This is a genomic window from Rhizobium sp. NLR22b, assembly GCF_019685295.1.
Classification (GTDB): Bacteria; Pseudomonadota; Alphaproteobacteria; order Rhizobiales; family Rhizobiaceae; genus Rhizobium.
Genome location: NZ_JABDWM010000017.1, coordinates 42,135 through 68,520, shown reverse-complemented (window position 1 = coordinate 68,520; position 26,386 = coordinate 42,135). Strand labels below are relative to the sequence as shown.

The window sequence follows — 26,386 nt, the reverse complement described above, 5'->3', positions numbered from 1 at the left end:
GTGGGGATCGCTTTCGACCTCATTGCCAAGTCGACGGCGGAATTGCGCCCAGCGGTCAACCGCACCGTGTTGCGCATCTGGTGCGTGCCGGGCCTCGCAACGCGTTGGCTGACGCCGCGCTTCAATCAGCTCCAGCTTGCCTTGCCCGGAATCGATTTCGTGATGCGCGCAACCGATCTGGAACCGGATTTCACGCGTTATGAGGCCGATGTGGACATTCGCTACTCTGACGAGCCAAGAGGAAATGTCCGCTGGATCTTGCTGGAGAGGCCCCGCATGTTTCCGGTTACAAGCCCCGAATGGATCAGCAGGAACGCCCCAATACGCACTCTCGATGATCTGGTGTGCCAGCCGTTGATCCATGAGGAAAGCCGCGACCAATGGCGCCAATGGTTCCACAAGGCCGGCTTCGAGCATGAAGTCGTTTTGAATGGTCCGCGCCTCTGGTCGGCCAATCTGACGGTCGATGCGGCGGTCGCGGGCCAAGGAATAGCGCTTGCGACGCGTTTGATCGCTGCGGATGACCTGCGCGCTGGGCGGCTGGTCGAATTGCTCGAAACGGATGTTCGGCTCGGCGGCTACTATTTCGTCGGATCGCGAGAACGCTGGAATGAAGTGACCTTGGCGCGGTTCCGCGCATGGATGCAACAGTCAATCGCTGAAACTATTGGCGGTCATTCGTCTGATGAAACCAGCAAGCCGGGGCGATAGGAGGGGGTGGAACACGCTTTCCTGGTTTGAAAAAGGGCGCACAGCCGATCTCACGCTCCCGATATGGCCAGCCGCACCGTCTCACTGACGAACCCGGTCTTCCCGCCGGTGTAGAAATCCCAGTCGCCGCCTGCCGCCACAGCCAGCCGGCGTTTCAGCTCGGCATAGGCCCGGGCTCTTTCCGGGTGCTCCCTGAGATAGTCGCGAAACAGGATGCGCTCGCGGTGCGCGCGATTATCGGCTCCGCAGAGATAGAGCTTGAATCCGTAACCCGGGTGATCCCGGGTGAAGGCCCAGCGTTTCTCTCCCCGATCGCCGTGGAAGACGAAAGCGGCCGCGCGCATCGCATCGATCGCCGTCGGTAGAGCGTCGTCGGAGATCGTGACGATATCGAGGTCGATCTTCGGCTTGGCGGCCAGGCCGGGAACCGACGTACTGCCGATATGATCGATGGAAAGCACGAGATTGCCGAGCAGGATGGAGATCTCGGCGCTGATTTCGGCAAAGAGCCGCAGCCAGGACGGGTTGTAGTCGACCACTTTGACGGCGCGCATGCCCTTCCTCGCGATTGTCGTCAGCGCACTTCGGCCAACAATCCGTCCAGGATCGCGATCATCTTCTGCTCAGCTTCTTCGAGCGAGCCGCTATTGTCGAGCTCCGTGACGTCGTAGTCGCCACGCACGGTCAGCGGCCCGCGGGCGAGCCTGGCCATGATGTCCTCATGTGTCTCGCGGCCGCGCGCTTCCAGCCGGCTGGCGAGCACTTCGGGACGGGCCGTGACGTTGATGACCTTCAGCCGCGGGAAAGCGGCTTGGAAGCGGTGAAGCGCCGAGCGCGAGCCGTTGGCAACGACGACGTGGCCTCGCGACAGCGCCACCGAGACTTCGGCCGGAATGCCGTATTTCAGGCCATGCGCTTCCCACCAGACGGCGAAGGAGCCTGACTGCTCCATGGCGGCAAAGCCTTGGAGAGAGACGGAAAGATGATCCTCGCCGCCGGCGTCACGGTGGCGGGTGATGACGCGGCGGGCGAAATGCACATTGTCGCGGCCGGCAAAACGTCGCGCAGCGAGGTTCATCAGCGTGTCCTTGCCGGCGCCGCTCGGCCCAACGACGACGACCATGATGCCCCGTTCGGCTCCGGCTGCTGCATGTGGTTCGTGCGGGGTCATGCGACACGGCGTCCCTGGCGCCAGACGGAGCGTGTGACCGGCACGCCGTGCGAACGGTGGACACGGACGAGATCGGCGCGCAGCCCGGTCGCGATCCGGCCGCGATCGTCGAGGCTGACCGTGCGGGCGGGCGTCGATGTCACCATCGCGATCGCTTTCGGAAGGGTGATGCTCTCCACCTCGTCGGCGAGGATGAAGGGTGCATGCAGCAGGCTGAGCGGCACGTAGTCGGAGGACAACACGTCGAGCACGCCCATTTCGGCGAGATCGCGGGCGGCGATGTTGCCGGAATGGGATTTGCCGCGCACGATATTCGGTGCGCCCATCAGCACGCTCATGCCGTGCTCGTGCGATGCCCGGGCGGCATCGAAGCTGGTCGGAAACTCGGCGAGGCGCACGCCATTGTCGATCGCCTCGTCGACATGAGAGAGCGTGGCGTCGTCATGGCTTGCGACGGTGATGCCGCGCTCGGCGCAGACCTTGGCGATGGCATTGCGATGAGGCGTCGAATTGCGCGCCGATTCCGCCTGGCGCTTGGCGACGAAACGGGCAAAAGCCTCATCGCTCAGGCCCCGCTTCTTCTGGTAGTAGAAGATATACTGATCCATCGTCTGGAACTGCCGCTGGCCGGGCGCGTGATCCATCAGCGAGACGAGCCGCACATGCGGATCCTTTTCGAAATCGGCGAAATGTTCGAGCACGTTGTCGGCCGAGACCTCGCAGCGCAGGTGCAGGAGGTGCTCCGCGCGCAGCCTGCCTTCCTTCTCCGCCGATTGGATGGCGTCGGCCATCTCGCGCATCTCGCCATGTTCGAAGCCGCCGTCCTCGTCCGCGCCCATGCGCAGGCAGTCGAAGACCGTGGTGATGCCCGATGTGACGATCTGGGCGTCATGCGCCTGGACGGCAGCCGTCTTGTGCCAGCGGATGCCCGGACGTGGCTGATAATGGCCTTCGAGATGGTCGGTATGCAGCTCGACAAGGCCGGGAATGACGTAGTCGCCCTCGAAATCTTCGCCGGCTACCGAATTGCCTTCGGAGATATCGACGATCTTGCCGTCGCGGATGAGGATCGATCCTGAAAGGACGTCCTCCTCGAGAACGATGCGGGCGTTGGAAAAGACGGTCTCTTTGCTCATATCGTCAGGTCTTTCAGCTTTTGGCGCCGGAAAGCGGCAGCCAGGAATGAACTTTGAACGGGGCGCCGCGCGTCTCCTCGATGAAGACGGCGAGGCCGGAAATCGAAAGCGGCCGGCCGGTAAAACCGGCAAAACGCTCCGCCAGGACCGTTTTCATCACCTCCGCGCGTGTCTCCGGCACCTGGCCGCTCAGAGTCATGTGGAACCCGAAATCCTCCATGACGTAAGGATAGCCCCAGCGTTGCAGATTGGCGCGCTGGCTGTCGCTGAGCTTCTCCGGGTTGCGTCGCGCGATATCAGTCTCGGAAAGCGTAGCGCGGAACGGTTCGAAGGATTTTACCACCTTTCCGGCGAAATCCTGAAGAGGTTGGTAAAGAGAACCGGGAACCAGTGCAAAAAAACGGCCAAGCTGGCCGAGCACGAGTTCAGGAATCTTGAAGGCCGGGGTGCGCGCCGCGAAATCCTCGGCAAAGGTGATGAGATCCCGTTCGGTGACGGAAGCGGCAAGCGAAAACGGCGCCTTGATCGTCGCGTGAAAGCCGTAGCGGCGTGGGTCGGCGGTCAGCTCGAACTGCTCTGCCGCACTGAGTGTCTCATGTTCGGGTGCAGGATAGGTTTTGCCGGTGAAAGCATCGCGGCCGAGCCAGAGCGAAGCCGCGCCGGTCAGGGGATCATCCTTCGGCGGCGAGAAATAGAGAGCGTAGCGCAAGGCTTTTATCCTGGGGATCGTCGAAACGGGGAGCGCAATGTGCAGTGATTTGGCGGCGAACCGCAAGCAGGCTCCCGGCTAAAAGATTTCCGTGACAGAATGATGATGGCGGCAGCGTCGCCGTCGCCCCTCGTCGAACGGTCAGTGCGTCTTCGTGCCCATCAGCCGGTGGCGCAGGACGTTCGAGGCGGCGTCAAACAGGAAGACGACGATCAAGATCAGAATGACCATATAGGCGACGTTTTCCCAGTTGGCGTTGGTGCGCATCGCCTCCCAGAGTTTGAGGCCGATGCCGCCCGCGCCGACAGCGCCGATGATGGTCGCGCCGCGCACGTTCGATTCCCACTGGTAGAGCGTCTGGCTGACGATAACCGGAACGATCTGCGGCATGATGCCGTAACGATGGACGAGCACCGTTTGGGCGCCGGTTGATTTGATGCCTTCCCGCGGCTTGTTGTCGATATTCTCGAGCCCCTCGGAATAAAGCTTGCCGAGCGTGCCGGTCTCGGTGAGGAAGATCGCGCCGCTGCCGGCGAGCGGCCCGGGGCCGAAGGCGCGCGTCAGGAACAGCGCCCAGATCAGCATGTCGACCGAGCGCAGGAAATCGAAGAAGCGTTTCAGGATCTGGTTCAGGAGGCGGTTCGGCGTGATGTTGCGCGCTGCCAGGAAGGCGAGGGGGAAGGCGGCAAGCGCGCCGAGCAGCGTTCCGAGAAAGGCCATGACGATCGTCTGGAAAAGCTTGGTCCAGACGTCGCCATGCTGCCATTCGCTGTTGTTCCAGATATCCTCGAAGGCGAGCGATAGGTTGGTTTGGTCGGGCTTGATGCGCGGGCCGGAAACAACGAGGCCGATGACTTCGCCGACCGGTTTGTCGAAGAAGGAGGATTGCGTGTCGAAGATGAAATTCGCCCAGCCGAGGAAGCGTTTGCGGACCTTCACGCGATCGACGGAAATGCTGACGTCGCCGGCAAAGCCGAGATCCGCAAGCACGTTGTCGTCATAAACAGTCATCCAGCTCGGCACCGGCCCGACCACCTCAGGCGCGCCGCTCGATACGTCGACGGGGACGCTGACGCCGTGCGCGGTCACGATCGTTTCGCTCTTTGAGACGGTGACGCTGCGGCTGATGCCGCTGATGGAAACGGTGATGCTGCCGTCGGGATTGTTGACCACCCAGTCCGGGTGCGGATGATCGCCGAGCGGTGAGAAGCGGGGATAACGCACCTCGATCGAGCCGTCGTCCTGGATGCGGAGGTCCGGCTGGACATCGTAGCTCACCCATTGGCTGAGATAGATGCCGACGCGTTCCCAATGGGCCTCGGCGAAGAGCTTGGGCAGGTCGAAGAACCAGACGGCATAGAGCCCGTAGAGCAGCGTCGCAATGAGGATCATCAGCCCGCCGAAACGCTGGCGGAACGATCGGTGGAAATATTCCGGATAGCGCGCTTCGATCTCATGCATGCGGTTTGCGTCAATCACCGTCATGGCGGCCTCAATGTTGCGGAAGGAAAGCGTGCTCGCCGACGAGACGGCGACGCAGCCATGCGGAGAACTGGTCGACGGCGACGATCGTCACGAAGAGCAGCAGAACGAGCGCCATCGTCTTGGCGCCGAAGCCGCGCGAGATCGAAAGCTTCAGCTCCTCGCCGATGCCGCCGCCGCCGACGGCCCCGATGATGGTCGAGGCGCGCACGTTGATCTCCAGGCGTAAGAGCGCATAGGAGGTGAAATTCGGCAGCACCTGTGGCAGGGCGGCGAAGCGCACGCGCTCCCACCAGTTGGCGCCGACGGCCTTCATCCCCTCATGCGGCTTCATATCGATGTTTTCGGCGACTTCGTAGAAGAGTTTGCCGAGCGCGCCGATCGTGTGCAGGGTGATGGCTATGATGGCGGCGACCGGCCCGATCGACAGGATCGCCGAAAACAGGCCGGCAATGACAATCTCGGGGAAGGCGCGCAGGAACTCCATCAGCCGCTTGGTGACGATGCGCAGCGGCCATGAATTCGTGAGATTGCGCGCGGCAAAGAAGCTCAAGGGAACCGCAAAGATGAAGGCGATGATGGTCGAGATGAGCGCTACGTTGATCGTGACGATCATCAGCTCGAAATATTCCGGAATGTAGAAGGCACCCCAGACGTAGACGCGGCCCTTGTCGAAGTTGAATTCCTCGCCGCCTCTGTCGTTGACGCTGGCTATGTCGAACAGCGCGCGCCAGACATCGTTCCAATCCTTGGGAATGAGCCAGCTCAGGAAGTCGAAAAGATGCGGCAGACGCTCGAAGAAATGGCCGGCATTGCTCTCATCGGCGAACCGGACGGAGCTGACGAATGCCGCAACGAGGATGACCAAGCCAAGGACGGTATAAAAGCGGCGCTTCGCGACCATCCGATCCCAGGCGGTGGCGATCTCCTGCGTGCTCTGCACGTGCGGCTGTGTATCGGCAATGGTCATGGACGCTCCGCGCGGTAACAAACAAAGGGCGGCCGTTGCCGGCCGCCCCGCATTGAAAAGGCGATCAGCCGCCGATGGCCGCCTTGCGAACCTCGACGACAGCATTGTAGAAGTCGTGCTTGACCGGGGCATAGCCCTTGTAGTCGCCGCCTTCGACAGCCGAGAAGCACTTGTGATCCTTTTCCGGCAGGGCCATGAAGAAGGCTGCGAGCTTCGTCTGCCACTCTTGGCCGAGGGCGTTGCGCACGACGAGCGGGCCGTTCGGGATCAGCGGCGAACGCCAGACTTCAACGAGCTTGTTCGGGTCCACGGCGCCCTTGTCGACTTCCTTGCGGAAGGTGCCGGAGGTGTAGCCGTCCTTGAAATCGCCGATGCCCGACGAGTCGTCGACTGCGACGTCGACCTTGCCGTCATAGGCGGCAAGCAGGTTGTTTTCATGCCCGCCGTTGAACTGGGTCGAGGCAAAGAACTTGTCATTCGGCATGCCGGTGTCCTTCGGGATCTGCGTCAGCGGAACGAGGTAACCGGAGGTGGAGTCCGGATCGGCGTAGCCGAGCTTCTTGCCTTTGGCGTCCTTGATGGTCTTGATACCGGAGGACTTCAGTGCAAGGCCGATCGAGTAATAACCCGTCGAACCATCTTTCTGCTGCGTCGTCAGGATCGGCGTAACGGCCTTCGAGTCCTTGAGGTAGACGGAGGCGTAGCCGGAAGCGCCGAGTTCGGCGAAGTCGAGCGTGCCGCCGAGCAGACCCTGGATAACGCCGTCATAATCGGCGGCCGGGAAGAGCGAGACCTTCTCGAAGCCGAACTCCTGCTTCAGATGGTCGGCAAGGCAGGCATAATTGCGCAGGCGATCGGTTTCGTTTTCGCCGCCAAGGATGCCGATGCGGAATTCCTTGAGGTCTGCGGCATTGGCGGCGCCGGCGAGCGCGAACAGCGCCGTTGCCGCAAAGAGTGCTTTCTTCAACATGCGTTCTCTCCTATCGACCGGTGTTCCGGCCTTCCCGTTACGAAGAATGTGCCCTTGACGCGGGCGTTCGATCGCGGCGGTCCCGCTCAGAGACCGGCCAATGCCAGCGGTTGGGCGCCGGCGGATGGATTGTCTGCCCGCTCGGCAGCGATATTGATGGATGTCGACGTCATGGTTTCGTCGATGCCGGCGCCATCCTTGTCCGTTCCGTAGATTGCCTTCACGGCTTCGGCCGTCAGCTCCGAGGGCTTGCCGTCAAAGACGACGCGGCCGCCGGCCATGCCGACGATGCGCTCACAATAGTTGCGGGCAGTGTCGAGCGTATGCAGATTTGTGATGACGGTGATGCCCTCGCGCTCGTTGATGTCGCGCAGCGCATCCATGACGATCTTGGCGTTCAGCGGGTCGAGCGAGGCGATAGGCTCGTCGGCGAGTACCATCCTCGGGTTCTGCATCAGCGCCCGGGCGATCGCCACGCGCTGCTGCTGGCCGCCGGAAAGCGTGCCGGCCGGCTGCAGCGCCGTCTGCTCGATGCCGAGGCGCTCCAGTGCGGCGATCGCATGAACGCGTTCTTCCCGGGTGAAGATGTTGAGAAGGCTCAGAAGCGTCGAGCGGTGATTGAGGCGGCCGAGCATGACATTTGTGAGAACATCGAGGCGCGGCACCAGGTTGAACTGCTGAAAGATCATCGCACAGTCGCGCTGCCAGTTGCGCAATGCCTGGCCGCGAAGCCCGGAGACCTCGACGCCGGCGAAATGAATGGAGCCGGAGCTCGGTTCCTGCAGCCGATTGATCATGCGCAGCAGCGTCGACTTGCCGGCGCCGGAGCGGCCGATGATGCCAACCATCTGGCCCTGGGCAACGGTGAGCGTCACGGCATCGACGGCGAGCTTGTTTCCGAAACGGCGGGTGACATCCTTCAGCTCGAACATCATGCTCTTCCCTTGCACTCCAGGCCTTGGTCAGCATCGCATTAGTCCCGCTTCATGAACCTCCAATGTCATATTTGTGTAAGAGGTGTCACAAATCTCCGTGTCTCGGCGGTGGCGTCTAGCATTCGTAGCGGGCCAGAAAATCTTCCGCGCTAAGGTTGCGGAAATCCTGCAAGGCCAGGCGCAACCGGTCGTGTTGCCAATCCCACCAGGAAAGCCTGTCCATGCGTTCGCCGATCTCTTTCGGGAAACGTTCGCGGATCAGCTTCGCCGGCACACCGCCGACGATCGTGTATGATGCAACGTCCTTCGATACGACCGCGCCGGCCCCGATGACGGCGCCATTGCCGACGTTGACGCCGGGCAGGATGGTCGCGCCATGGCCGATCCAGACGTCGTGGCCGATCGTCGCCCGGTTCGAGCGCCGCCAGGCGAAGAAATCCGTCTCCATATCGGCGTCCGGCCAGTAATTGGCGGCGCGATAGGTGAAATGATGCAGAGTCGCGCGCCAGGTCGGGTGGTTGGTGGCGTTGATGCGCACAGCGGCGGCGATATTGACGAACTTGCCGATCGTTGCGCACCAGACGGCGCCGTCCTGCATGATGTAGGAATAGTCGCCGAAGGTCGCCTCGCTGATGCGGCAGCGTTCGCAGACTTCCGTATAGCGCCCGAAGGTGGAATCGCTGACCTCGGCCGTTTCGTGGATGGCGGGCTCGATACCAAGCTTGCGGCTCATGCGGCAATCTTCCTCGGCGAGAACTGCTGGACGTCGAGGATGCGGTCGGCGACGGCCTCGCGCACTTCCTCGTCATGGAAGATGCCGAGAAGGGCGACGCCCGCCTTCTTCTTCTCTGCGATCATGCCGACGACGACGGCGCGGTTTTTCGCATCCAGCGAGGCTGTGGGTTCATCGAGAAGCAGGATCGTATGCTCGGTGATGAAGCCGCGGGCGATGTTGACGCGCTGCTGCTCGCCGCCGGAAAAGGTGGCGGGCGGAAGTTGCCAAAGCGCCTCCGGCAGGTTGAGCCTGGCAAGCAGGGCGCCTGCCTTTTCGCGTGCAACGACGATTTCTTCGCCGCGCGCCACGAGCGGCTCGGCCACCACGTCGATTGCCGCCACGCGCGGTACGGTGCGCAGGAATTGGCTGACATAGCCGAGCGTATCGCGGCGAACATTGAGCACGGTGCGCGGATCGGCGGCGGCGAGGTCGACGATCCGCCCGTCGTGGCGGACGAGGATCTGGCCGGTGTCGACGGCATAATTGCCGTAGATCATCTTGAGCAGCGAGCTCTTGCCGATGCCTGAGGGGCCGCCGAGAACGACGCATTCGCCTGACGACACGGAGAAGGCGACGTCGGAGACGACGGGCAGCCTGATGCCGTCGCGCAGGTGCATGGTGAAGCTCTTCGAGACTTCGGAAACGACGAGGGGCGTTGGCATGATATGGTTCTCCTGGTTTCTAGCTCAGACCTGCAGGATCGAGGAGACGAGCAGCTGCGTGTAAGGCTCTCTGGGATCGTCGAGCACGCGGTCGGTGAGGCCCTGTTCGATGACGTAGCCGTCCTTCATCACCATCATGCGGTGCGAGAGCAGGCGGGCGACGGCGAGATCGTGGGTGACGATGATGGCCGAGAGGCCAAGATCGTTGACGAGGCCTCGCATCAGATCGAGCAGGCGCGCCTGCACCGAAACATCGAGGCCGCCGGTCGGCTCGTCCATGAAGACCAGACGCGGACCGGTGACGAGGTTGCGGGCGATCTGCAGGCGCTGGCGCATGCCGCCGGAAAAGGCGCGCGGCTGATCGTCGATGCGATCGGCATCGATCTCGACGCGTTCGAGCCAGTCGATGGCGGTGGAGCGGATCTTGCCATAGTGCCGGTCGCCGATCGCCATCAGCCGTTCACCGACATTGGCGCCGGCAGAGACGCTCATGCGTAGCCCGTCGGCCGGGTTCTGGTGCACGAAGCCCCAGTCGGTGCGCATCAGGAAGCGGCGTTCGGCCTCGTTCATGTGGTAGAGGTCGCGGTAGCCGCCGTCGCGCATGTGGTACTCGACGCTGCCGGTCGTCGGCATCAGCCGGGTGGAGATGCAATTGAGCAGCGTCGTCTTGCCCGAACCGGATTCGCCGACGATGGCGAGAACCTCGCCGGGCCAGAGCTCGAAGGAGACGTTCCGGCAGCCGATGCGCTTGCCGTAGAACTTCGAGAGGTCGTTGACCTTGAGAAGCGGGATATTGGTCATTCTGCAGCCCCCCGGGCCAGCATTTTGCCGGCATGCCCTTGGGCCCGGCGATCTTCGCAATGGTCGGTATCGGAGCAGACGAACATGCGCCCGCCCTTGTCATCGAGGATGACCTCATCGAGGTAGACCTCCTCAGCGCCGCAGAGCGCGCAAGGCCTGTCGAAGCGCTGGATCTCGAAGGGATGGTCCTCAAAATCCAGGCTGACGACATCGGTATAGGGCGGCACGGCATAGATGCGCTTTTCGCGACCGGCGCCGAAAAGCTGCAGCGCTTCCGACCTGTGCATCTTCGGATTATCGAATTTCGGCGTCGGCGAGGGATCCATGACATAACGCCCATGTACCTTGACCGGATAGGCATAGGTGGTGGCGATGCGGCCGTTGCGGGCGATATCCTCGTAGAGTTTCACATGCATAAGGCCGTATTCTTCCAGCGCATGCATCTTGCGCGTCTCGGTCTCGCGCGGTTCGAGGAAGCGCAGCGGCTCGGGGATCGGCACCTGGTAGACGAGCACTTGGCCAGGCCCGAGCTTCTCTTCCGGGATGCGGTGGCGCGTCTGGATGATCGTCGCTTCGCTGGTGCGCGTCGTCACCGCGACATTGGCGACCTTCTGGAAGAAGGCCCGGATCGAAACGGCATTGGTCGTGTCGTCGGCGCCCTGGTCGATCACCTTCAGCACGTCATCAGGCCCGATGATCGAGGCCGTCACCTGCACGCCGCCGGTGCCCCAGCCGTAAGGCATCGGCATTTCTCTGCTGGCGAAGGGCACTTGGTAGCCCGGAATAGCGATCGCCTTCAGGATGGCGCGGCGGATCATCCGCTTGGTCTGCTCGTCGAGATAGGCGAAGTTGTAGCTGGCGAGATCGCTCATTCGGCGGCTTCCTTCATGTCTTCGCCGGCATTGCGGGCGGCTTCGAATTCGCGGCGCATGCGGCGGACGAGATCGAGTTCCGCCTGGAAGTCCACATAATGCGGCAGCTTCAGGTGCTCGACGAAGCCGGTCGCCTGGACATTGTCGGAGTGCGAAATGACGAATTCCTCGTCCTGTGCCGGCGCGGTGATATCCTCGCCGAGTTCTTCGGCGCGAAGCGCGCGATCGACCAGCGACATCGCCATTGCCTTGCGCTCGCTCTGTCCGAAGACCAGGCCGTAACCGCGGGTAAACTGCGGCGGCGCCTTGGCCGAGCCCTTGAACTGGTTGACCATCTGGCATTCGGTGATCTGGATTGTGCCAAGCGAGACGGCGAAACCGAGCTCCGGCACGTCGAATTCCACCTCGGCTTCGCCGATGCGGATCTCGCCGGTGAAGGGGTGGTTTCGGCCATAGCCACGCTGAGTGGAATAACCGAGCGCTAGCAGGAAGCCCTCGTCGCCGCGGGAAAGCGCCTGCAGGCGCAGGTCGCGGGGCATCGGAAATTCCATCGGCTCGCGGGTCAGGTCTCCGATCTCGTGATCTTCGGGCATGTCGCCGTCGGCCTCGATCAGGCCCTCTTCGCCGAGGATTTCGGAGACGCGCATGACGCGGCCGGTCTCGGCCGGGCGCCGGGCCGGCGCCTCGACCAGTTCGTCCTGAAGCAGCGACGGATCGAGAAGGCGATGAGTATAGTCGAAAGTAGGCCCAAGCAGCTGGCCGCCCGGCAGATCCTTGTAAGTCGCCGAGATGCGCCGTTCGATCGTCATATCAGCCGTCTCGAGCGGCTTGGAATAGCCGAAGCGCGGCAACGTCGTGCGATAGGCGCGCAGCAGGAAGATCGCCTCGATCATGTCGCCGCGCGACTGGCGCACGGCGAGGGCGGCGAGCGTGCGGTCGAAAAGCGAGGCCTCCGCCATGACGCGGTCGACGGCGAGGGCGAGTTGTTCGACGATCTGCTCAATGCCGATCGCCGGCAACGAACGGTCGCCGCGGCGGCGGTCGGCAAGCAGCCGATGGGCATTGGCGATGGCGGCCTCGCCACCTTTGACGGCAACATACATGAGCTCAGATCTCCGTTGCTGTGATCTTGGTGGTGCGCGGCAGGCAGACGAAGTGTCTGCCTGAGGTCAACACGATGTCGACGCCGCGCGGGAAGAGCGCCCGGTTCTCGCTCCAGAGTCTGAGGAATGTCTCCGGGAGGCTGGCCGGCCCGATCTCCACGACACTCTTGATGCCCGGACCCATCAGCGCCAGCCTGCGTCCGCCGTCGAGTTCGGGAAGTTCGATGACAACAGTCGTCGAACGGTCGGGATATTCCTGTGTGCCTGATGCAAACAGGCCGAAGGAGCAAAGCGTAATGCCCGCCTCAATGAAGGCAAAACGCGCATCGGCCTTCTCGGCGGTCAGCGGCGCGCCAGTGTGGAAGCCGAGCCACTCCGGCATGGCGGATTTCGCCAGTCCCGTGGTAAGCCAGACCGGCGTGTCGTGGTCGCAAAGCGTGAGCGCGATCGCGCCGGCGGCAATGCCGAGCGGCGCCGGCGGAGCGATATCGGGCTCAATGGTCTGAATGGCGCCGGGACGGGCCATGCCGTCCATCAGCATCTTGAAGACGCTCTGTGCATGGAAAACCGGGTCGGCAAAACCGCCGATCAAAGCTTCTGTCGCAAGACCCATCAGTTGTCTCCCCGCACCATGGTGAAGAAATCGACGCGGGTTGCCGCCGTCTCATCCGCCTTGCGGCGCTCAGTGGCGGCGATGCGCGCGGCAATCGGCAAAAGCAGTGCCTGTTCGACAAAATTCTTGCTCGTCTCCTCCTGCCAGAGCGCGTCGAAGATCGCCGCAAGACGGGCCTTCTCCCGGTCGGTGCCGAGCGCCTGCGCATGACCGATGGAACCGGACTCGAGCCGCACCGTCGCGCGTGTCATCGTCACCTCGCCGAGATTGAAAGGAGCTCCGCCGCCGCCGATGCGGCCGCGCACCATTACAAGTCCGGTCTCCGGTCCGCGCACCGGATAAGCCACGGGCTTTTGCGGCAATGCGTCCCAGACTGCCTGGAGTTCGCTCCGTTCCGCTCGCGCCAACAGATCGGCGGCGCGTTTGCGCTCCGAGACCGTTTGCGACGCGGCGTCTTCCTTGTCCGCTGATATCATCGCTGCTTTCCTCGAAATGTCTATTGATATAGACAACCATACAAGTTATACCTAGCCTTAAATCGGTGTCGTGACAAGCGTGTGACATTGTGGGGCAAGGCAGGGGCAGAATGGCAGGACTGAAGCAGGTGCAGAGGCAGACAGGTGTGGCGCTCTGGCGTCAGATCGCCGATCGAATTCGCGAGGCGATCGGCAACGGAGTCTATGACGAAACGAGAATGGTGCCGCCGGAAACGGTGCTGGCGCTGCAATTCGGCGTTAACAGGCATACGGTGCGCAGTGCGCTGGCGGCGCTGGCGCAGGAGGGGATCGTGCGCGCGGTGCAAGGCCGCGGCACGCTGATCGAGCGCAAGCAGCGGCTGAACTTCCCGATCACCCGGCGCACGCGCTTCACTGCCGGCATCGGCGATCAGGCGCGCGAGACGCGTGGTCTTCTGCTCGATGAGGCGCAGGAGGAGGCGAGCGCCGAGGTTGCCCGCTGGTTGGGTGTGAAACAGGGCGAGCAAGTGATCCGGCTGGAAACATTGCGCCATGCCGACAGGCGGCCGGTTTCAAAAGCGACGAGCTGGTTTCCCGCCGAACGTTTCGCCGGGATCGGCGAGGCCTACCGCAAGCATGAATCGATCACCAAGGCTTTCGCCGAGCTTGGCGTGGCGGATTATGTCCGCGCGACAACCGAGGTGACGGCCGCCCATGCCGGGACAGCCGACCTTGCCGACCTGGAACTCACCCCCGGCGCGATCCTGCTGATCGCCAAGGCAATGAACACCGATCTCGACGGCGTGCCGGTGCAATATTCGATCAGCCGTTTCGCCGCCGACCGGGTGCAGTTCACGATCGAGAACTGAGGCCAATAGTTGAGGCAGGCGTGCCGACCGCTTCCGGCGGCACGCCTCACCGAATTAGTGTGCACCGGACATATCGCCCAGAACTTCCTTTGAAGCCACGGTTGAATCCGCCTTCAGCTTGTAGACCATTGGAACGCCGGTCGCGAGATTGAGGGCGAGCACGCCTTCTTTGGTCAGCTTGTCGAGCACCATGACCAGCGAGCGCAGCGAATTGCCGTGGGCGGCGACCAGCACCTTTTCGCCGCGCAGCACGCGCGGCAGGATTTCCGTGAGGTAGTAAGGCCAGACACGGGCGCCGGTGTCGCGCAGGCTCTCGCCGCCCGGCGGCGGCACGTCATAGGAACGGCGCCAGATATGAACCTGTTCCTCGCCCCATTTGGCACGCGCGTCATCCTTGTTGAGGCCGGAGAGATCGCCGTAGTCGCGCTCGTTCAGCGCCTGGTCGCGGATCGTCTCGAGGTCGGGCTGGCCGACCTTGTCGAGGATGAGCTTCAGCGTGTGCTGCGCGCGCACCAGCGCCGAGGTATAGGCGACGTCGAATTTGATCCCGTATTCGGCAAGTGCGGCGCCGCCGGCGTTGGCTTCCTGGATGCCGAGCTCCGTCAGATCCGGGTCCTTCCAGCCGGTGAAGAGATTCTTCAGGTTCCAGTCACTCTGGCCGTGGCGAACGAGGACGAGGGTACCGCTCATGAATATGCCTCCGATATGTCGTTATTGGGAAGAAAGCCCGAGCACGTCGAGCATGGAATAGAAACCTGGCTTCTTGTCGCGCGCCCAGAGCGCCGCCTTGATCGCGCCGCGCGCGAAGATCGAGCGGTCTGCCGCGCTGTGCGACAGGGCGACGATTTCGCCTTCTCCGGCAAAAAGCACGGAATGCTCGCCGATGACCGAGCCGCCGCGCAGCGTCGCAAAACCGATCGTGCCGACTTCGCGCGCGCCGGTGTGGCCGTCGCGGACCCTCACCGATTTTGAGGCAAGATCGATACTGCGGCCCTTGGCTGCCGCTTCGCCGAAGAGAAGGGCGGTGCCGGAAGGAGCATCGACTTTGTGCTTGTGGTGCATTTCCAGGATTTCGATGTCCCAGTCCGCCGGATCGAGCGCTCGTGCCGCCTGCTCGGCCAGAACGCTGAGCAGATTGACGCCGAGGCTCATATTGCCAGACTTGACGACGCGGGCATGGCGTGCCGCGGCGGCGATCTTCGCGTTGTCCTCGGTCGAGCAGCCTGTCGTGCCGATGACATGGACGATGCGGGCCTGAGCGGCGAGACCGGAAAACTCCACCGTGGCGGCAGGCGCGGTGAAATCGAGCACGCCTTCGGCATGCAGGAAAGCCTGGAGCGGATCGTCGCCGATGATGACGCCGGTCGGGCCGAGCCCGGCAATTTCACCGGCATCCTTGCCGACGAAGGGCGAGCCGGCACGTTCGACGGCGGCATGCAGCATCACGCCTTCCATGGAATGAATGAGCCGGATCAGCGTCTGCCCCATGCGTCCCGCTGCGCCGACCACCACCAGTTTCATCGCAGCATCGCTCATGTCAGTCCCACCAGCTTAGTATGAATCCGAGGCCGAGGGCCTCTGCAGATTGTTGAGGCGAGCGTAAAGACCGTCGCTGACCTTCGCAAGCGTCTCATGATTGCCCTCCTCGACGACCCGGCCCTGCTGCATGACGACGATCTTGTCGGCGCGCACCACGGTCGATAGCCGATGGGCGATCACCACCACGGTGCGCCCGGTCATCGCCTCGTCGAGCGCCTTCTGCACGGCGGCCTCGGATTCGGTGTCGAGGGCGGAGGTCGCCTCGTCGAGCAGCAGGATCGGTGCATTGCGCACCAAAGCGCGCGCGATGGAAAGTCGCTGGCGCTGGCCGCCTGAAAGCGTCACGCCGTTTTCGCCGACAGGCGTATCGTAACCCTGCGGCTGCGCTGAGATGAAGTCATGCGCATAGGCAAGCCGGGCGGCCTCTTCCACCTCGGCATCGGTCGCTTCCGGCCGGCCGTAGCGGATATTGTCGCGGATCGTGCCCTCGAACAGGTAGGGCTGCTGCGAGACATAGGCGAGCTGCTGGCGCAGCGACTTCTTGGTGATGTGGGCGATATCCTGCCCGTCGATCAGGATCTCGCCTTCGCGAGGGTCGTAGAAGCGCGGAATGAGGCTGATGACGGTGGATTTGCCCGCTCCAGAGGGGCCGACAAGCGCCGTGGTCGTCCCGCCCTCGGCGACGAAGCTGACACTGTTCAGCACGCTTTCACTGCCGTAGGCGAAGGAAACATTGCGGAATTCGATGCGCGCCTGCGTCACCGTCAGCGGCCGGGCATCCGGCAGGTCGCGCTGGCGCGGCTCCATGTCCAGCAATTCGTAGATCATCCGTGCATTGACGACGGCGCGTTCCATCTGCACCTGCAGGCGGGCAAGGCGGCGGGCCGGGTCATAGGCAAGCAGCAGCGCCGTCACGAAGGAGAAGAAGGCGCCCGGGGCCACATTGTAATAGATCGAGCGATAGGCGGCATAGGCAAGCACGCTGGCGACGGCAAAGCCTGCGAAGCTCTCCGTCAGCGGCGAGGTGCGCTCGGAAAGCCGGGCAATCCGGTTCGCCCGGTTTTCGGCGGCGGTGATGAGCTTGTTGACCTTGTTCTCCAGCTCCTCTTCCATCGTGAAGGCTTTGACGATGGCAATACCCTGGATCGTCTCCTGCATGGCCCCCAGCACGTGGCTGTTCAGATGCACGGCCTCGCGGGTTGCCGAGCGAAGACGTTTGGAAACATAACGCAGCGCATAGAGCAGTGGCGGCGCCATGATGAACACGGCGAGGCTCAGCAGCGGGTCCTGGAGGACCATCACGCCGATCAGCGAAACGAATGTCAGGAGGTCGCGCACCGTCGAGGTGATCGTCAGGTTGAGCACGTCACGGATGCCGCTAACGTTCTGGCTGACTTGCGCGGCGATATGAGCCGAGCGCGCCTCGCTGAAAAAGCCGACTGAAAGCGTCATCAGATGGGCATAGAGGCGGCGCTGATAGCGGGCGACGATATTGTTGCCGACCTTGGAAAGCGCCACCGCCTGGCCGTAGCTGGCAAAGCCGCGCAGCACGAAGGCAATGAAGATCGAAAGACAGATGATCCAGACGACGTCGGCGCGGCGGTTGGCGAAGGCCTCGTCGATGATCGCCCGCATGATCCAGGCGGTGAACGCCGTCGAAAGTGCCACGACCACGAGGCAGACGATAGCGAAGACATAACCCCAGAGATGGTCGCGGCCGTTTTCAGCGATGATGCGCTTCAGGATGCCGGTGACGGTATCGCTGCTGACGCTCTGCTTTCTGCTTTCCACGGCTTCCAAATATCAAGCTTCCTGTCCGAGACTGAGCGCGTCGTGAATGTGGCGCGCACTTTGGCCGGCTCTATAAAGAGTTGGGACTGGTTTGGCTAGACCGCGGCGCGTCCCGGAGGGACGCGCCCTGGGCTCAGCGCCGCCAGCGGCGGCCTTCCGTCGATACGCCGAAATTGGCCGGCATCCGCGCATAGGACGAAAGTCCGGCGAGCGCCGCCAGCGGATGCGTCACCACATAGGTCGGGATGGTGCGAAGCAGCGCACTATGTGGCGCCTTGTCCTCGAAAGCCTGCCGGAATTCCGGTTTCTTCAGCGCCGGGAGGATCTTCTGCGAGATGCCGCCGGAGAGGTAGACGCCGCCACGCGCCATGAACACCATCGCCATGTCGCCGGCCACGCGGCCGAGATAGGTGGCAAACAGCGAAACGGTCTCGACGGCGGTCTTATCGCTGCCGGCAAGCGCATGCGAGGTGATCTCGGCCGGATCCTTCATCGTCGGCTGGCTCCCGTCGACTACGCAAATGGCGTTGTAGAGATTGACGAGGCCGCGTCCGCAGAGGATCTGTTCGGCCGAAATACGACCTTCGATCGTCTCGATATGCGGAAAGATTTCATAGTCGCGCTTGCTGCGCGGCCCGAGATCGACATGGCCGCCTTCGCCGGGAACCGGAATCCAAGTATGCTGGGCATGCACGAGTCCGCCGACGCCGAGGCCGGTGCCGGGTCCGAGCACGACGCGCGAGGCGACCATGTCGCCGGTGGCGCTGCCGATACGTTCGCGGTTTTCATCAGACAGGGCGGCAATCGCCAGCGCCTGCGCCTCGAAATCGTTGACGACGAGCACGTCCTCGATGCCGAGGCCCTCGATCATCGTCTTTGGCCGCACCACCCAGTCGCAATTGGTCAGGGGGATCTCGTCGTCGTTGATCGGGCCGGCGACGGCGAGGATCGCCGAGCGCGGCTGCACCGCTGTCTTGTCGCGCACGCCCTTTTGGATCGCTTCGTCAATCGTGGCGAAATCCGCCGTGCGCACGTTCGGAAACTGCTTCGGTTCGGCATAGGCGTCGGTCAGGATGGAGAAGCGGGCATTGGTGCCGCCAATATCGCCGATCAGGATCGGGAAGGGAAGCGGAGCGGTGCTGTGATTGGATTTGGGCATGGCCGGTTCCGTGCTGATCAGGCTTCGAGTGTGGGAAGGAGCTTTATAGCGGTCGCGTGGTTGAGCGCCATCGGAATGTCGTAGACAATCGCCAGCCGCATCAGCGCCTTCACGTCGACATCATGCGGCATCGGTGTCAGCGGGTCGACGAAGAAAATCAGCGCGTCGACTTCGCCGGTCGAGATCAGCGCGCCGATCTGCTGGTCGCCGCCGAGCGGCCCGCTTTTCAGTCTGGTGACGTCGAGACCGGGAGCGGCGTCGAGCACGCGACCGCCGGTGGTACCTGTCGCGACGATCTTCCAGCGCGAGAGAAGGTCCTGATTGGCGCGGGCGAAAGCCGCCATGTCGTCCTTCTTCTGGTCATGCGCGATCAGCGCAAGGCACTTGCTGCCGGCCATGAAAGGAATCTCCGCCCCAACAATTCAATCGATTTGATCGCTTTATACCAAGAATTTGCGATTTGAAAGACAACGCGTCCGCCCATTCATTGGATCGCCGGCTTGTCGTTCGGAACCGGGCCGACATCCGGCAACCCCTCGTCATCATCAGCCGGCGCAGCTGCCGGAGCGGCGGCGAACGCGCTTACGGCGGAAGGCCCGCCATAGGTGGCGGCCTGCATCGAAGCGACAGAAGCGGCATCGAGCACGGCAGAGCAGGCCTTCGGCAGGTCGGTGATCATCATCTCACGCGGCGGCTTCGGGGGCTTGGCGCCGGGTTTGGGCGGTTTGGGCGGTGCCCAAGGCGCCGGGGTGAACCAATAAGCGAGCGACTTGTCGCAGCCGTCTCCTGAGGCGACGGGAGCTTGCGGCGTGCATCCGGCAGCACCGGGCGGGCATTTGATGCGGATGTGGAAATGCGAGTCATGGCCGTATATCGGCCGCAGCTTACCAAGGTTGGTGCGGTCGCCGGTCCAGGTGTCGCACATCTTCTTCTTGATCGCCGGATTGACGAAGATGCGCTCCACTTCGGGATAGCTCGCCGCCAGCATCAAAAGCCGCGCCCGCGATTCCGTCCACACCTTCGGGTCGACGGTGAGGAACTTGTCCTTCTGCAGCATGCTGGTGAAGGGCAGGTCCTCGCGCTCCTCAGCCGTCATGCGGCGCGCCGGCATCGGGGTGAACCAGATATCGGCATCGAGGCCGATCTGATGTGAGGAATGGCCGTTGAGCATCGGCCCGCCGCGCGGCTGCGCGACATCGCCGACCAGGATGCCCGGCCAGCCGGCATATTTGACCGCATCCTGCGAAAACCGTTCCAGAAGCGCAATCATCGCCGGGTTGCCCCAGCGGCGGTTGCGTGAAAGCCGCATTGCCTGCCAGGTCGGCCCGTCGGTCGGCAGCGCCACCGCGCCGGTCATGCAGCCCTTTGCATAGAAGCCGATCGGCTGCGCCGGCCCCTGCGTCGGCAGGCTGGCGCCTGCGAATAGCGCCTTGGCGCTGCCCGGGCTTGGCGTTTTCTGCTCTGCGCCGACGTCGCCGGCGGCAAGGCTTGCCCCGATTGCGCCGGCAAGCGTCAATTTGCCAAAAGTCCTGAAAGCCTGGGCGAAGCCGAAAGCCATGCTGTTCCCTTACGTCGATGCCGAAGTGATTTGCACTCGAATCTATCGTGAAAAGCAATTTTGGTGAATCGATGATTTGGCGGAGCGGCGCAGGAGGAGCCGGCGACGGATCGCCGCAGCATCACCGCAGCTGCCCTTTGACAGAAAAGCTCAAAATTCCGCGAGCTCGGCAAAAACCAAACTCTCTCCTGTTTTTCGCCCCTATTTCTCGTATTGTCGAATCCGCAATATTCAGGGGAAATGGGAATGACGGCATCGTGGTCGAAAATCGGTGTTATTCTGGCACTTGCTGGTGTTTTGATGCCATTGACGGCAATGGGTGAAGAGCAGCCGTTTCAGATCGGAAGCTCGGTCATCAGCGAAATGAAATACAAGCCGGGCTTTGCGCATTTCGATTACGTCAATCCCGATGCTCCCAAGGGCGGGGATCTGCGCCTTTCCGCAAGTGGCGCCTTCGACACCTTCAACCCGCTGCTTGCCAAGGGACAGACGGCGGTCGGCCTGACGCTCGTGTACGACACCTTGATGAAGCCCGCCGATGACGAGCTCCTTGTCTCCTACGGCCTGCTTGCCGAAGGACTTTCCTTTCCTTCTGACGTTTCCAGCGCGACCTTCCGCCTGCGCAAAGAGGCGAAATGGGCGGACGGTCAGCCGGTAACTCCGGAAGACGTCATTTTCAGCCTGGACAAGACTAAGGAATTGAACCCCGTCGCCGGGAACTACTACCATCACGTCGTCAAAGCGGAAAAGACCGGCGATCGGGATGTGACCTTCACCTTTGATGAGAAGAACAACCACGAATTGCCCAACATTCTCGGCCAGTTAATGATTGTGCCGAAACATTGGTGGGAAGCACCCGGAGCGGATGGCAAGCCGCGTGACATTACCAAAACGACGCTGGAGCCCGTAATGGGGTCCGGGCCTTACAAGATTGCTTCTTTCTCGCCCGGCGCAACCATCCGTTATGAACTGCGTGACGATTACTGGGGCAAGAATCTCAATGTGAATGTCGGCCAGAACAATTTCCGCAATGTCATCTACACCTATTTCGGTGACCGCGATGTTGAGTTCGAAGCCTTTCGCGCCGGCAATAGCGACTATTGGCAGGAGACAACGGCTGCCCGCTGGGCGACGGGATACGATTTCCCTGCAGTGAAGGAAGGACGCGTCAAGAAGGAAGAGGTTGCAAATCCTCTGCGCTCCACCGGCATTCTGCAGGCTCTTGTGCCGAATATGCGGCGTGACCTCTTCAAGGATATAAGGGTCCGCGAGGCGCTGAACTACGGCCTCGATTTCGAGGAGTTGAACCGCACCGTTGCCTTTAACAGTTACAAGCGCATCGACAGCTATTTCTGGAATACCGAGCTCGCCTCCTCCGGTCTGCCGCAGGGGCGGGAGCTGGAAATTCTGCAAGGCCTGAAGGACAAGGTTCCGCCCGAGGTCTTCACGACGCCGTACACCAATCCTGTTGGCGGCGATCCGCAGAAGAGCCGCGACAACCTCCGAAAGGCGATTGCTCTTCTGAAAGAAGCCGGTTGGGAGCTGAAGGGCAGTCGCATGGTCAATACCAAGACCGGCCAGCCAATGAGTTTCGAGATATTATTGTCGAGCCCCATGTTGGAGCGCTGGGCAGTGCCTTATGCCAGCAATCTCAAGAAAATCGGCATAGATGCGCGAGTTCGGACAGTCGACGCTTCGCAAGCTGTCAACCGCGAACGCAGCTTTGACTTCGACATGATCTGGAATGTCTGGGCGGAGACAATGAATCCGGGCAACGAGCAAGCCGACTACTGGGGATCCGGCTCGGTCAACCAGCAGGGTTCTCGCAACTACGCCGGCATTGCCAACCCAGCCGTCGATGAGCTCATCCGCATGATTATCTTCGCGCCGAACCGCGATGAACAGGTCGCTGCGATCAAGGCAATGGACCGGGTCTTGCTGGCAAATCACTATGTTATCCCGCTGTTCTACCGCGATACCGTTAATATCGCCTATTGGAACACAGTCACGCATCCTGCCGAATTTCCGGCCTACAGCCTTGGTTTCCCCGATGCCTGGTGGTCGACCTCGGCAAAATGAGCGGGCTTGCATTAGCGGGGCCCTGGGCTCCAAATGGCACGAGCGAATCACGACAAGCCGGCGGGGCCGGCAAGGGAAGGCTGGCGGCTTGAGCGGCATTGGACTGAACGGCGTGCAGACAAGAAATACTTTCCCGGAGGCTGAAGGCTGATGGGTGCCTATGTCATTCGCCGCCTGCTTTTGATGATTCCGACCATTGTCGGCATCATGGCAATTTCCTTCATCGTTGTTCAATTTGCACCCGGCGGCCCGGTCGAGCAGGTGATTGCCCAGCTGACCGGCCAGGCCGACAGCGCCGATCAGCGCCTGTCCGGCGGCGGCGATCTCCTCGGTGGCGGCGGCAGCGACGAAGGTTCGAAATATCGCGGCGCTCAGGGGCTCGATCCGGAGCTGATCGCCAAGCTCGAAAAACAGTTCGGCTTTGACAAGCCGCCGCTGACGCGCTTTGGCGAGATGATGTGGAATTACATCCGCTTCGATTTCGGCGAGAGTTTCTTCCGCAACACCTCCGTGCTCGACCTCATCAAGGAGAAGCTGCCGGTGTCGATTTCGCTCGGCATCTGGATCCTGATCTTCTCCTATGCGATCTCCATCCCGCTCGGCATCCGCAAGGCGGTCAAGGACGGGTCGACCTTCGACGTCTGGACCTCGGGCGTCATCGTTATCGGTTATGCCGTTCCGAGCTTTCTCTTCGGCATCCTGCTGATCGTGCTTTTCGCCGGCGGCTCCTTCTACGACTGGTTCCCGCTGCGCGGCCTCGTTTCCGACAATTTCGGTGAGCTCGCCTGGTGGCAGAAGCCGCTCGACTATTTCTGGCACCTCACTTTGCCGCTGATTTCTCTTTCTCTTGCCGCCTTCGCAACCACGACGCTCTTGACCAAGAATTCCTTCATCGAGGAGATCAAGAAGCAATATGTCGTCACCGCCCGCGCCAAGGGTCTGAATGACCGGCAGGTGCTCTACGGCCATGTGTTCCGCAACGCCATGCTGATCATCATCGCCGGTTTTCCCGGCGCCTTCATATCCGCCTTCTTCACCGGCTCGCTGCTGATCGAGAACATCTTTTCGCTCGATGGCCTCGGCCGCCTCGGCTATCTCTCGGTGGTCAACCGGGATTATCCGATCGTCTTCGCGACACTCTATATCTTCTCGCTGCTCGGTCTCTTCGTCAGCCTGATTTCCGACCTGATCTACACCTGGATCGATCCGCGCATCGATTTTGAGCGGAGGGATGTCTGATGGACGCCGCCGCAAATCCCGCCACCGCAACCCCGGTCAAGCCGCCGCGCAAGGGCCTGCTGTCGCCGACCAACATCCGTCGCTGGCAGAATTTCCGGGCGAACGGTCGCGGCTACTGGTCGCTGTGGCTGTTCCTGCTGCTGTTCTTGCTCAGCCTCTTTGCCGAGTTCCTCGCCAACGACCGGCCGATCATCGCCTCCTACAAGGGCGAAATCCTGTTTCCCGTGCTGATCGACTATCCCGAGGAGAAATTCGGCGGCTTCCTCGCCGAGACCGACTACCGCTCCTCGGTGATATCGGACGAGATCAACGCCAATGGCTGGATGATCTGGCCGCCGATCCGCTATTCCTACCGCTCGGTCAACTCGAACATTCCGCATTCGGCGCCAACCGCGCCCTTCTGGCTGATGACGAAAGAGGAGCGTTGCTCCGGCTATCCGCAAGGGGTGAATGATCCCGGCTGCACGCTTGGCAATCTCAACTGGCTCGGCACTGATGACCAGGCGCGCGATGTGCTGGCGCGTGTCATCTATGGCTTTCGCATATCGGTGCTGTTCGGCCTGGCGCTGACCATCTGCTCGGCAATCATCGGCGTCACGGCAGGGGCGGTGCAGGGCTATTTCGGCGGCTTGACCGATCTCCTGCTGCAGCGCTTCATCGAGATCTGGTCGTCGATGCCGGTGCTCTACATCCTGCTGATCATCGCCGCGATCCTGCCGCCCGGCTTCTTCGTGCTGCTCGGCATCATGCTGCTCTTCTCCTGGGTCAGCTTCGTCGGCGTGGTGCGAGCCGAATTCCTGCGCGCCCGCAATTTCGAATATGTCCGCGCCGCTCGCGCGCTCGGCGTCAACAACCGCACCATCATGTGGCGCCACCTGCTGCCGAACGCCATGGTGGCAACACTCACCTTCCTGCCCTTCATCCTCTCCGGCTCGATCACGACGCTGACCTCGCTCGATTTCCTCGGCTTCGGCATGCCGCCCGGCTCCCCTTCGCTCGGCGAAATGATCGCGCAGGGCAAGACCAACCTGCAGGCGCCCTGGCTGGGGCTGACGGCCTTCTTCGCCATGTCGATCATGCTTTCCCTATTGATCTTCATCGGCGAAGCCGTGCGCGACGCCTTCGACCCGAGGAAGACCTTTCAATGAGTGACATGACAGAACCGCTCCTTTCCGTCCGCGATCTCTCGGTTGCCTTTCACCAGGGCGGCGAAGCCTCCCTTGCCGTCGATCGCGTCTCCTTCGATATCGCCAGAGGCGAGGTCGTGGCGCTCGTCGGCGAATCCGGCTCCGGCAAATCGGTCTCGGCCAATTCGATCCTGAAGCTTCTGCCCTATCCGACCGCAAGCCATCCCTCTGGCGAGATCCTGTTCAAGGGCAAGGATCTCCTGAAAGCCTCGGAGCGGGCGCTGCGCGAGGTGCGCGGCAACGACATCACCATGATCTTCCAGGAGCCGATGACCTCGCTCAATCCGCTTCATACGATCGAGAAGCAGATCGCCGAGATCCTCGCCCTGCACCAGGGCATCACCGGCCAGCCGGCGCGCCAGCGCGTGTTGGAATTGTTGAACCAGGTCGGCATCCGCGAGCCGGAAAAGCGGTTGAAGGCCTATCCGCACGAACTGTCCGGCGGCCAGCGCCAGCGCGTCATGATCGCCATGGCGCTCGCCAACCGGCCGGAATTGCTGATCGCCGACGAGCCGACCACGGCGCTCGACGTCACCGTGCAGGCGCAGATCCTCGAACTGCTGCGGCAATTGAAGGCAGCGCACGGCATGTCGATGCTGTTCATCACCCATGATCTCGGCATTGTGCGCAAATTCGCCGACCGCGTCTGCGTCATGACCAAGGGCAGGATCGTCGAGGCAGGAACGGTCGAGGAGGTCTTCGCCAATCCGAAGCACGATTATACCCGCCACCTCCTGGCCTCCGAGCCGCGCGGCGAGCCACCGCTCGCCGATCCGTCGAAGCCGGTGGTGATGGAAGGTTCGGATATCCGCGTCTGGTTCCCGATCAAGGCGGGGCTGATGCGCCGCGTCGTCGATCATGTGAAGGCGGTCGACGGCATCGATCTTTCGCTGCGCGCCGGCCAGACGCTCGGCGTCGTCGGCGAGTCCGGTTCGGGCAAGACCACGCTCGGCCTGGCGCTCACCCGGCTGATCTCTTCACAGGGACGGATCGCCTTCGTCGGCAAGGATATAGCCGGCTATTCGTTCAATGAGATGCGACCGCTGCGCAATCAGCTGCAGATCGTCTTCCAGGATCCCTATGGTTCGCTCAGCCCCCGCATGTCGGTGGGCGATATCATCGCCGAAGGGCTGAAGGTGCATGAGCGCGCATTGACGGCAGAGGAGCGCGACCAGCGCGTCTGCTGGGCGCTGGAGGAGGTCGGCCTCGATCCGCTGACCCGCTGGCGCTATCCGCATGAATTCTCCGGCGGCCAGCGCCAGCGCATCGCCATCGCCCGGGCCATGGTGCTGAAGCCGCGTTTCGTCATGCTCGACGAACCGACCTCCGCGCTCGACATGAGTGTACAGGCGCAGGTGGTCGACCTGCTGCGCGACCTGCAGAGGAAACACGACCTCGCCTATCTCTTCATCAGCCACGACCTGAAGGTGGTGAAGGCGCTTGCCAACGACGTCATCGTCATGCGGTTCGGCAAGGTGGTGGAGCAGGGACCGTCCGCGGAAATCTTCCGTGCGCCCAAGGACGATTACACCAAGGCGCTGATGGCGGCCGCCTTCAACATCGAGGCGGTGCCGACGCCCGCCGTGCAGCAGTAAAAGAA

At 62.3% G+C, this 26,386-nt stretch carries 27 protein-coding genes; 6 read left to right on the top strand and 21 right to left on the bottom strand.

Features of this window, described 5'->3' with window-relative positions; all coding sequences use genetic code 11:
• Entirely contained in the window at positions 1–711 is a 711-nt protein-coding gene (locus tag HJC00_RS24810; protein ID WP_311044190.1) for a LysR substrate-binding domain-containing protein, read from the top strand.
• 50 nt (positions 712–761) lie between these two features.
• Here the strand turns inward: HJC00_RS24810 and HJC00_RS24805 are convergent, their stop codons facing one another.
• From HJC00_RS24805 to phnG, 15 genes are all read right to left on the bottom strand, one after another.
• Complete coding sequence (locus HJC00_RS24805) at positions 762–1,265, bottom strand: GrpB family protein (RefSeq protein WP_221124358.1); 504 nt, start codon at positions 1,263–1,265, stop codon at positions 762–764.
• Between the two features lie 20 nt (positions 1,266–1,285).
• Positions 1,286–1,882, bottom strand: a complete 597-nt coding sequence (gene phnN / locus HJC00_RS24800; RefSeq protein WP_210629619.1) for a phosphonate metabolism protein/1,5-bisphosphokinase (PRPP-forming) PhnN — start codon at positions 1,880–1,882, stop codon at positions 1,286–1,288.
• Positions 1,879–3,018: an alpha-D-ribose 1-methylphosphonate 5-triphosphate diphosphatase gene (locus HJC00_RS24795; RefSeq protein ID WP_210629618.1), complete on the bottom strand. Its 1,140-nt coding sequence runs from the start codon at positions 3,016–3,018 to the stop codon at positions 1,879–1,881. Before HJC00_RS24795 ends, phnN begins: the two co-directional genes overlap by 4 nt.
• Before the next feature lie 13 nt (positions 3,019–3,031).
• Positions 3,032–3,727 (bottom strand): DUF1045 domain-containing protein, encoded by a 696-nt coding sequence (locus tag HJC00_RS24790; RefSeq protein ID WP_210629617.1) that lies wholly within the window; start codon positions 3,725–3,727, stop codon positions 3,032–3,034.
• A gap of 141 nt (positions 3,728–3,868) precedes the next feature.
• Positions 3,869–5,212 carry a phosphonate ABC transporter, permease protein PhnE gene (phnE, locus tag HJC00_RS24785; protein WP_221147674.1) on the bottom strand — a complete coding sequence of 448 codons (1,344 nt, stop codon included), beginning with the start codon at positions 5,210–5,212 and terminating at the stop codon, positions 3,869–3,871.
• Between the two features lie 7 nt (positions 5,213–5,219).
• Positions 5,220–6,179 (bottom strand): phosphonate ABC transporter, permease protein PhnE, encoded by a 960-nt coding sequence (gene phnE, locus HJC00_RS24780; protein WP_221124360.1) that lies wholly within the window; start codon positions 6,177–6,179, stop codon positions 5,220–5,222.
• Between the two features lie 64 nt (positions 6,180–6,243).
• Complete coding sequence (gene phnD / locus HJC00_RS24775; RefSeq protein WP_221164739.1) at positions 6,244–7,149, bottom strand: phosphonate ABC transporter substrate-binding protein; 906 nt, start codon at positions 7,147–7,149, stop codon at positions 6,244–6,246.
• An 86-nt stretch (positions 7,150–7,235) separates the two neighbouring features.
• Positions 7,236–8,081 carry a phosphonate ABC transporter ATP-binding protein gene (gene phnC, locus HJC00_RS24770; protein ID WP_210629613.1) on the bottom strand — a complete coding sequence of 282 codons (846 nt, stop codon included), beginning with the start codon at positions 8,079–8,081 and terminating at the stop codon, positions 7,236–7,238.
• A gap of 118 nt (positions 8,082–8,199) precedes the next feature.
• Positions 8,200–8,817 (bottom strand): DapH/DapD/GlmU-related protein, encoded by a 618-nt coding sequence (locus HJC00_RS24765; protein WP_221164738.1) that lies wholly within the window; start codon positions 8,815–8,817, stop codon positions 8,200–8,202.
• Positions 8,814–9,521: a phosphonate C-P lyase system protein PhnL gene (gene phnL, locus HJC00_RS24760; RefSeq protein ID WP_221124363.1), complete on the bottom strand. Its 708-nt coding sequence runs from the start codon at positions 9,519–9,521 to the stop codon at positions 8,814–8,816. The genes HJC00_RS24765 and phnL overlap by 4 nt, the downstream gene beginning before the upstream one ends.
• Positions 9,522–9,545: 24 nt before the next feature.
• Positions 9,546–10,322, bottom strand: coding sequence for a phosphonate C-P lyase system protein PhnK (gene phnK, locus HJC00_RS24755; protein ID WP_221123527.1), 777 nt, complete (start codon positions 10,320–10,322; stop codon positions 9,546–9,548).
• Positions 10,319–11,194, bottom strand: a complete 876-nt coding sequence (locus HJC00_RS24750) for an alpha-D-ribose 1-methylphosphonate 5-phosphate C-P-lyase PhnJ (protein WP_221123528.1) — start codon at positions 11,192–11,194, stop codon at positions 10,319–10,321. The genes phnK and HJC00_RS24750 overlap by 4 nt, the downstream gene beginning before the upstream one ends.
• Complete coding sequence (locus HJC00_RS24745) at positions 11,191–12,297, bottom strand: carbon-phosphorus lyase complex subunit PhnI (RefSeq protein ID WP_221164737.1); 1,107 nt, start codon at positions 12,295–12,297, stop codon at positions 11,191–11,193. Before HJC00_RS24745 ends, HJC00_RS24750 begins: the two co-directional genes overlap by 4 nt.
• Before the next feature lie 4 nt (positions 12,298–12,301).
• Positions 12,302–12,910, bottom strand: coding sequence for a phosphonate C-P lyase system protein PhnH (gene phnH, locus HJC00_RS24740; protein WP_210629607.1), 609 nt, complete (start codon positions 12,908–12,910; stop codon positions 12,302–12,304).
• On the bottom strand, positions 12,910–13,386 hold the full coding sequence (gene phnG / locus HJC00_RS24735; protein ID WP_210629606.1) for a phosphonate C-P lyase system protein PhnG: 477 nt from the start codon (positions 13,384–13,386) through the stop codon (positions 12,910–12,912). The genes phnH and phnG overlap by 1 nt, the downstream gene beginning before the upstream one ends.
• Before the next feature lie 110 nt (positions 13,387–13,496).
• Between phnG and phnF the strand changes: the two genes are divergently transcribed.
• On the top strand, positions 13,497–14,234 hold the full coding sequence (gene phnF / locus HJC00_RS24730; protein ID WP_221123530.1) for a phosphonate metabolism transcriptional regulator PhnF: 738 nt from the start codon (positions 13,497–13,499) through the stop codon (positions 14,232–14,234).
• A gap of 54 nt (positions 14,235–14,288) precedes the next feature.
• Here the strand turns inward: phnF and HJC00_RS24725 are convergent, their stop codons facing one another.
• From HJC00_RS24725 to mepA, 6 genes are all read right to left on the bottom strand, one after another.
• Positions 14,289–14,924: a 2,3-bisphosphoglycerate-dependent phosphoglycerate mutase gene (locus HJC00_RS24725; protein WP_210629604.1), complete on the bottom strand. Its 636-nt coding sequence runs from the start codon at positions 14,922–14,924 to the stop codon at positions 14,289–14,291.
• Between the two features lie 21 nt (positions 14,925–14,945).
• Positions 14,946–15,770, bottom strand: coding sequence for a 4-hydroxy-tetrahydrodipicolinate reductase (gene dapB, locus HJC00_RS24720; protein WP_221123531.1), 825 nt, complete (start codon positions 15,768–15,770; stop codon positions 14,946–14,948).
• A gap of 15 nt (positions 15,771–15,785) precedes the next feature.
• Positions 15,786–17,573 (bottom strand): ABC transporter ATP-binding protein, encoded by a 1,788-nt coding sequence (locus tag HJC00_RS24715; protein ID WP_210629602.1) that lies wholly within the window; start codon positions 17,571–17,573, stop codon positions 15,786–15,788.
• Positions 17,574–17,697: 124 nt separating this feature from the next.
• Positions 17,698–18,723 carry a glucokinase gene (locus HJC00_RS24710; RefSeq protein ID WP_210629601.1) on the bottom strand — a complete coding sequence of 342 codons (1,026 nt, stop codon included), beginning with the start codon at positions 18,721–18,723 and terminating at the stop codon, positions 17,698–17,700.
• A 17-nt stretch (positions 18,724–18,740) separates the two neighbouring features.
• A complete protein-coding gene (locus HJC00_RS24705; protein WP_210629600.1) occupies positions 18,741–19,121 on the bottom strand; it encodes a methylglyoxal synthase in 381 nt (126 codons plus the stop codon).
• 86 nt (positions 19,122–19,207) lie between these two features.
• Positions 19,208–20,281, bottom strand: coding sequence for a penicillin-insensitive murein endopeptidase (mepA, locus tag HJC00_RS24700; protein WP_221123533.1), 1,074 nt, complete (start codon positions 20,279–20,281; stop codon positions 19,208–19,210).
• A 246-nt stretch (positions 20,282–20,527) separates the two neighbouring features.
• On the opposite strand from mepA, the gene HJC00_RS24695 reads away from it, so the two are divergent.
• The 4 genes from HJC00_RS24695 (at position 20,528) to HJC00_RS24680 (ending at position 26,381) form a co-directional block, all read left to right on the top strand.
• Positions 20,528–22,360 carry an extracellular solute-binding protein gene (locus HJC00_RS24695; protein ID WP_221164736.1) on the top strand — a complete coding sequence of 611 codons (1,833 nt, stop codon included), beginning with the start codon at positions 20,528–20,530 and terminating at the stop codon, positions 22,358–22,360.
• A 150-nt stretch (positions 22,361–22,510) separates the two neighbouring features.
• Entirely contained in the window at positions 22,511–23,599 is a 1,089-nt protein-coding gene (locus HJC00_RS24690; protein ID WP_210629597.1) for a microcin C ABC transporter permease YejB, read from the top strand.
• Complete coding sequence (locus HJC00_RS24685) at positions 23,599–24,747, top strand: ABC transporter permease (RefSeq protein ID WP_210629596.1); 1,149 nt, start codon at positions 23,599–23,601, stop codon at positions 24,745–24,747. The genes HJC00_RS24690 and HJC00_RS24685 overlap by 1 nt, the downstream gene beginning before the upstream one ends.
• Positions 24,744–26,381 (top strand): ABC transporter ATP-binding protein, encoded by a 1,638-nt coding sequence (locus tag HJC00_RS24680; protein ID WP_210629595.1) that lies wholly within the window; start codon positions 24,744–24,746, stop codon positions 26,379–26,381. The genes HJC00_RS24685 and HJC00_RS24680 overlap by 4 nt, the downstream gene beginning before the upstream one ends.
• Positions 26,382–26,386 lie beyond the last annotated feature (5 nt).

What these genes read in the sequence shown, in the direction of transcription:
- HJC00_RS24805 (WP_221124358.1), bottom strand. Translation starts at nt 1,265, where the DNA reads ATGCGCGCCGTCAAAGTGGTCGACTACAACCCGTCCTGGCTGCGGCTC.
- phnN (WP_210629619.1), bottom strand. Translation starts at nt 1,882, where the DNA reads ATGACCCCGCACGAACCACATGCAGCAGCCGGAGCCGAACGGGGCATC.
- HJC00_RS24795 (WP_210629618.1), bottom strand. Translation starts at nt 3,018, where the DNA reads ATGAGCAAAGAGACCGTCTTTTCCAACGCCCGCATCGTTCTCGAGGAG.
- phnE (WP_221147674.1), bottom strand. Translation starts at nt 5,212, where the DNA reads ATGACGGTGATTGACGCAAACCGCATGCATGAGATCGAAGCGCGCTAT.
- phnE (WP_221124360.1), bottom strand. Translation starts at nt 6,179, where the DNA reads ATGACCATTGCCGATACACAGCCGCACGTGCAGAGCACGCAGGAGATC.
- phnD (WP_221164739.1), bottom strand. Translation starts at nt 7,149, where the DNA reads ATGTTGAAGAAAGCACTCTTTGCGGCAACGGCGCTGTTCGCGCTCGCC.
- phnC (WP_210629613.1), bottom strand. Translation starts at nt 8,081, where the DNA reads ATGTTCGAGCTGAAGGATGTCACCCGCCGTTTCGGAAACAAGCTCGCC.
- HJC00_RS24765 (WP_221164738.1), bottom strand. Translation starts at nt 8,817, where the DNA reads ATGAGCCGCAAGCTTGGTATCGAGCCCGCCATCCACGAAACGGCCGAG.
- phnL (WP_221124363.1), bottom strand. Translation starts at nt 9,521, where the DNA reads ATGCCAACGCCCCTCGTCGTTTCCGAAGTCTCGAAGAGCTTCACCATG.
- phnK (WP_221123527.1), bottom strand. Translation starts at nt 10,322, where the DNA reads ATGACCAATATCCCGCTTCTCAAGGTCAACGACCTCTCGAAGTTCTAC.
- HJC00_RS24750 (WP_221123528.1), bottom strand. Translation starts at nt 11,194, where the DNA reads ATGAGCGATCTCGCCAGCTACAACTTCGCCTATCTCGACGAGCAGACC.
- HJC00_RS24745 (WP_221164737.1), bottom strand. Translation starts at nt 12,297, where the DNA reads ATGTATGTTGCCGTCAAAGGTGGCGAGGCCGCCATCGCCAATGCCCAT.
- phnH (WP_210629607.1), bottom strand. Translation starts at nt 12,910, where the DNA reads ATGGGTCTTGCGACAGAAGCTTTGATCGGCGGTTTTGCCGACCCGGTT.
- phnG (WP_210629606.1), bottom strand. Translation starts at nt 13,386, where the DNA reads ATGATATCAGCGGACAAGGAAGACGCCGCGTCGCAAACGGTCTCGGAG.
- phnF (WP_221123530.1), top strand. Translation starts at nt 13,497, where the DNA reads ATGGCAGGACTGAAGCAGGTGCAGAGGCAGACAGGTGTGGCGCTCTGG.
- HJC00_RS24725 (WP_210629604.1), bottom strand. Translation starts at nt 14,924, where the DNA reads ATGAGCGGTACCCTCGTCCTCGTTCGCCACGGCCAGAGTGACTGGAAC.
- dapB (WP_221123531.1), bottom strand. Translation starts at nt 15,770, where the DNA reads ATGAGCGATGCTGCGATGAAACTGGTGGTGGTCGGCGCAGCGGGACGC.
- HJC00_RS24710 (WP_210629601.1), bottom strand. Translation starts at nt 18,723, where the DNA reads ATGCCCAAATCCAATCACAGCACCGCTCCGCTTCCCTTCCCGATCCTG.
- HJC00_RS24705 (WP_210629600.1), bottom strand. Translation starts at nt 19,121, where the DNA reads ATGGCCGGCAGCAAGTGCCTTGCGCTGATCGCGCATGACCAGAAGAAG.
- mepA (WP_221123533.1), bottom strand. Translation starts at nt 20,281, where the DNA reads ATGGCTTTCGGCTTCGCCCAGGCTTTCAGGACTTTTGGCAAATTGACG.
- HJC00_RS24695 (WP_221164736.1), top strand. Translation starts at nt 20,528, where the DNA reads ATGACGGCATCGTGGTCGAAAATCGGTGTTATTCTGGCACTTGCTGGT.
- HJC00_RS24690 (WP_210629597.1), top strand. Translation starts at nt 22,511, where the DNA reads ATGGGTGCCTATGTCATTCGCCGCCTGCTTTTGATGATTCCGACCATT.
- HJC00_RS24685 (WP_210629596.1), top strand. Translation starts at nt 23,599, where the DNA reads ATGGACGCCGCCGCAAATCCCGCCACCGCAACCCCGGTCAAGCCGCCG.
- HJC00_RS24680 (WP_210629595.1), top strand. Translation starts at nt 24,744, where the DNA reads ATGAGTGACATGACAGAACCGCTCCTTTCCGTCCGCGATCTCTCGGTT.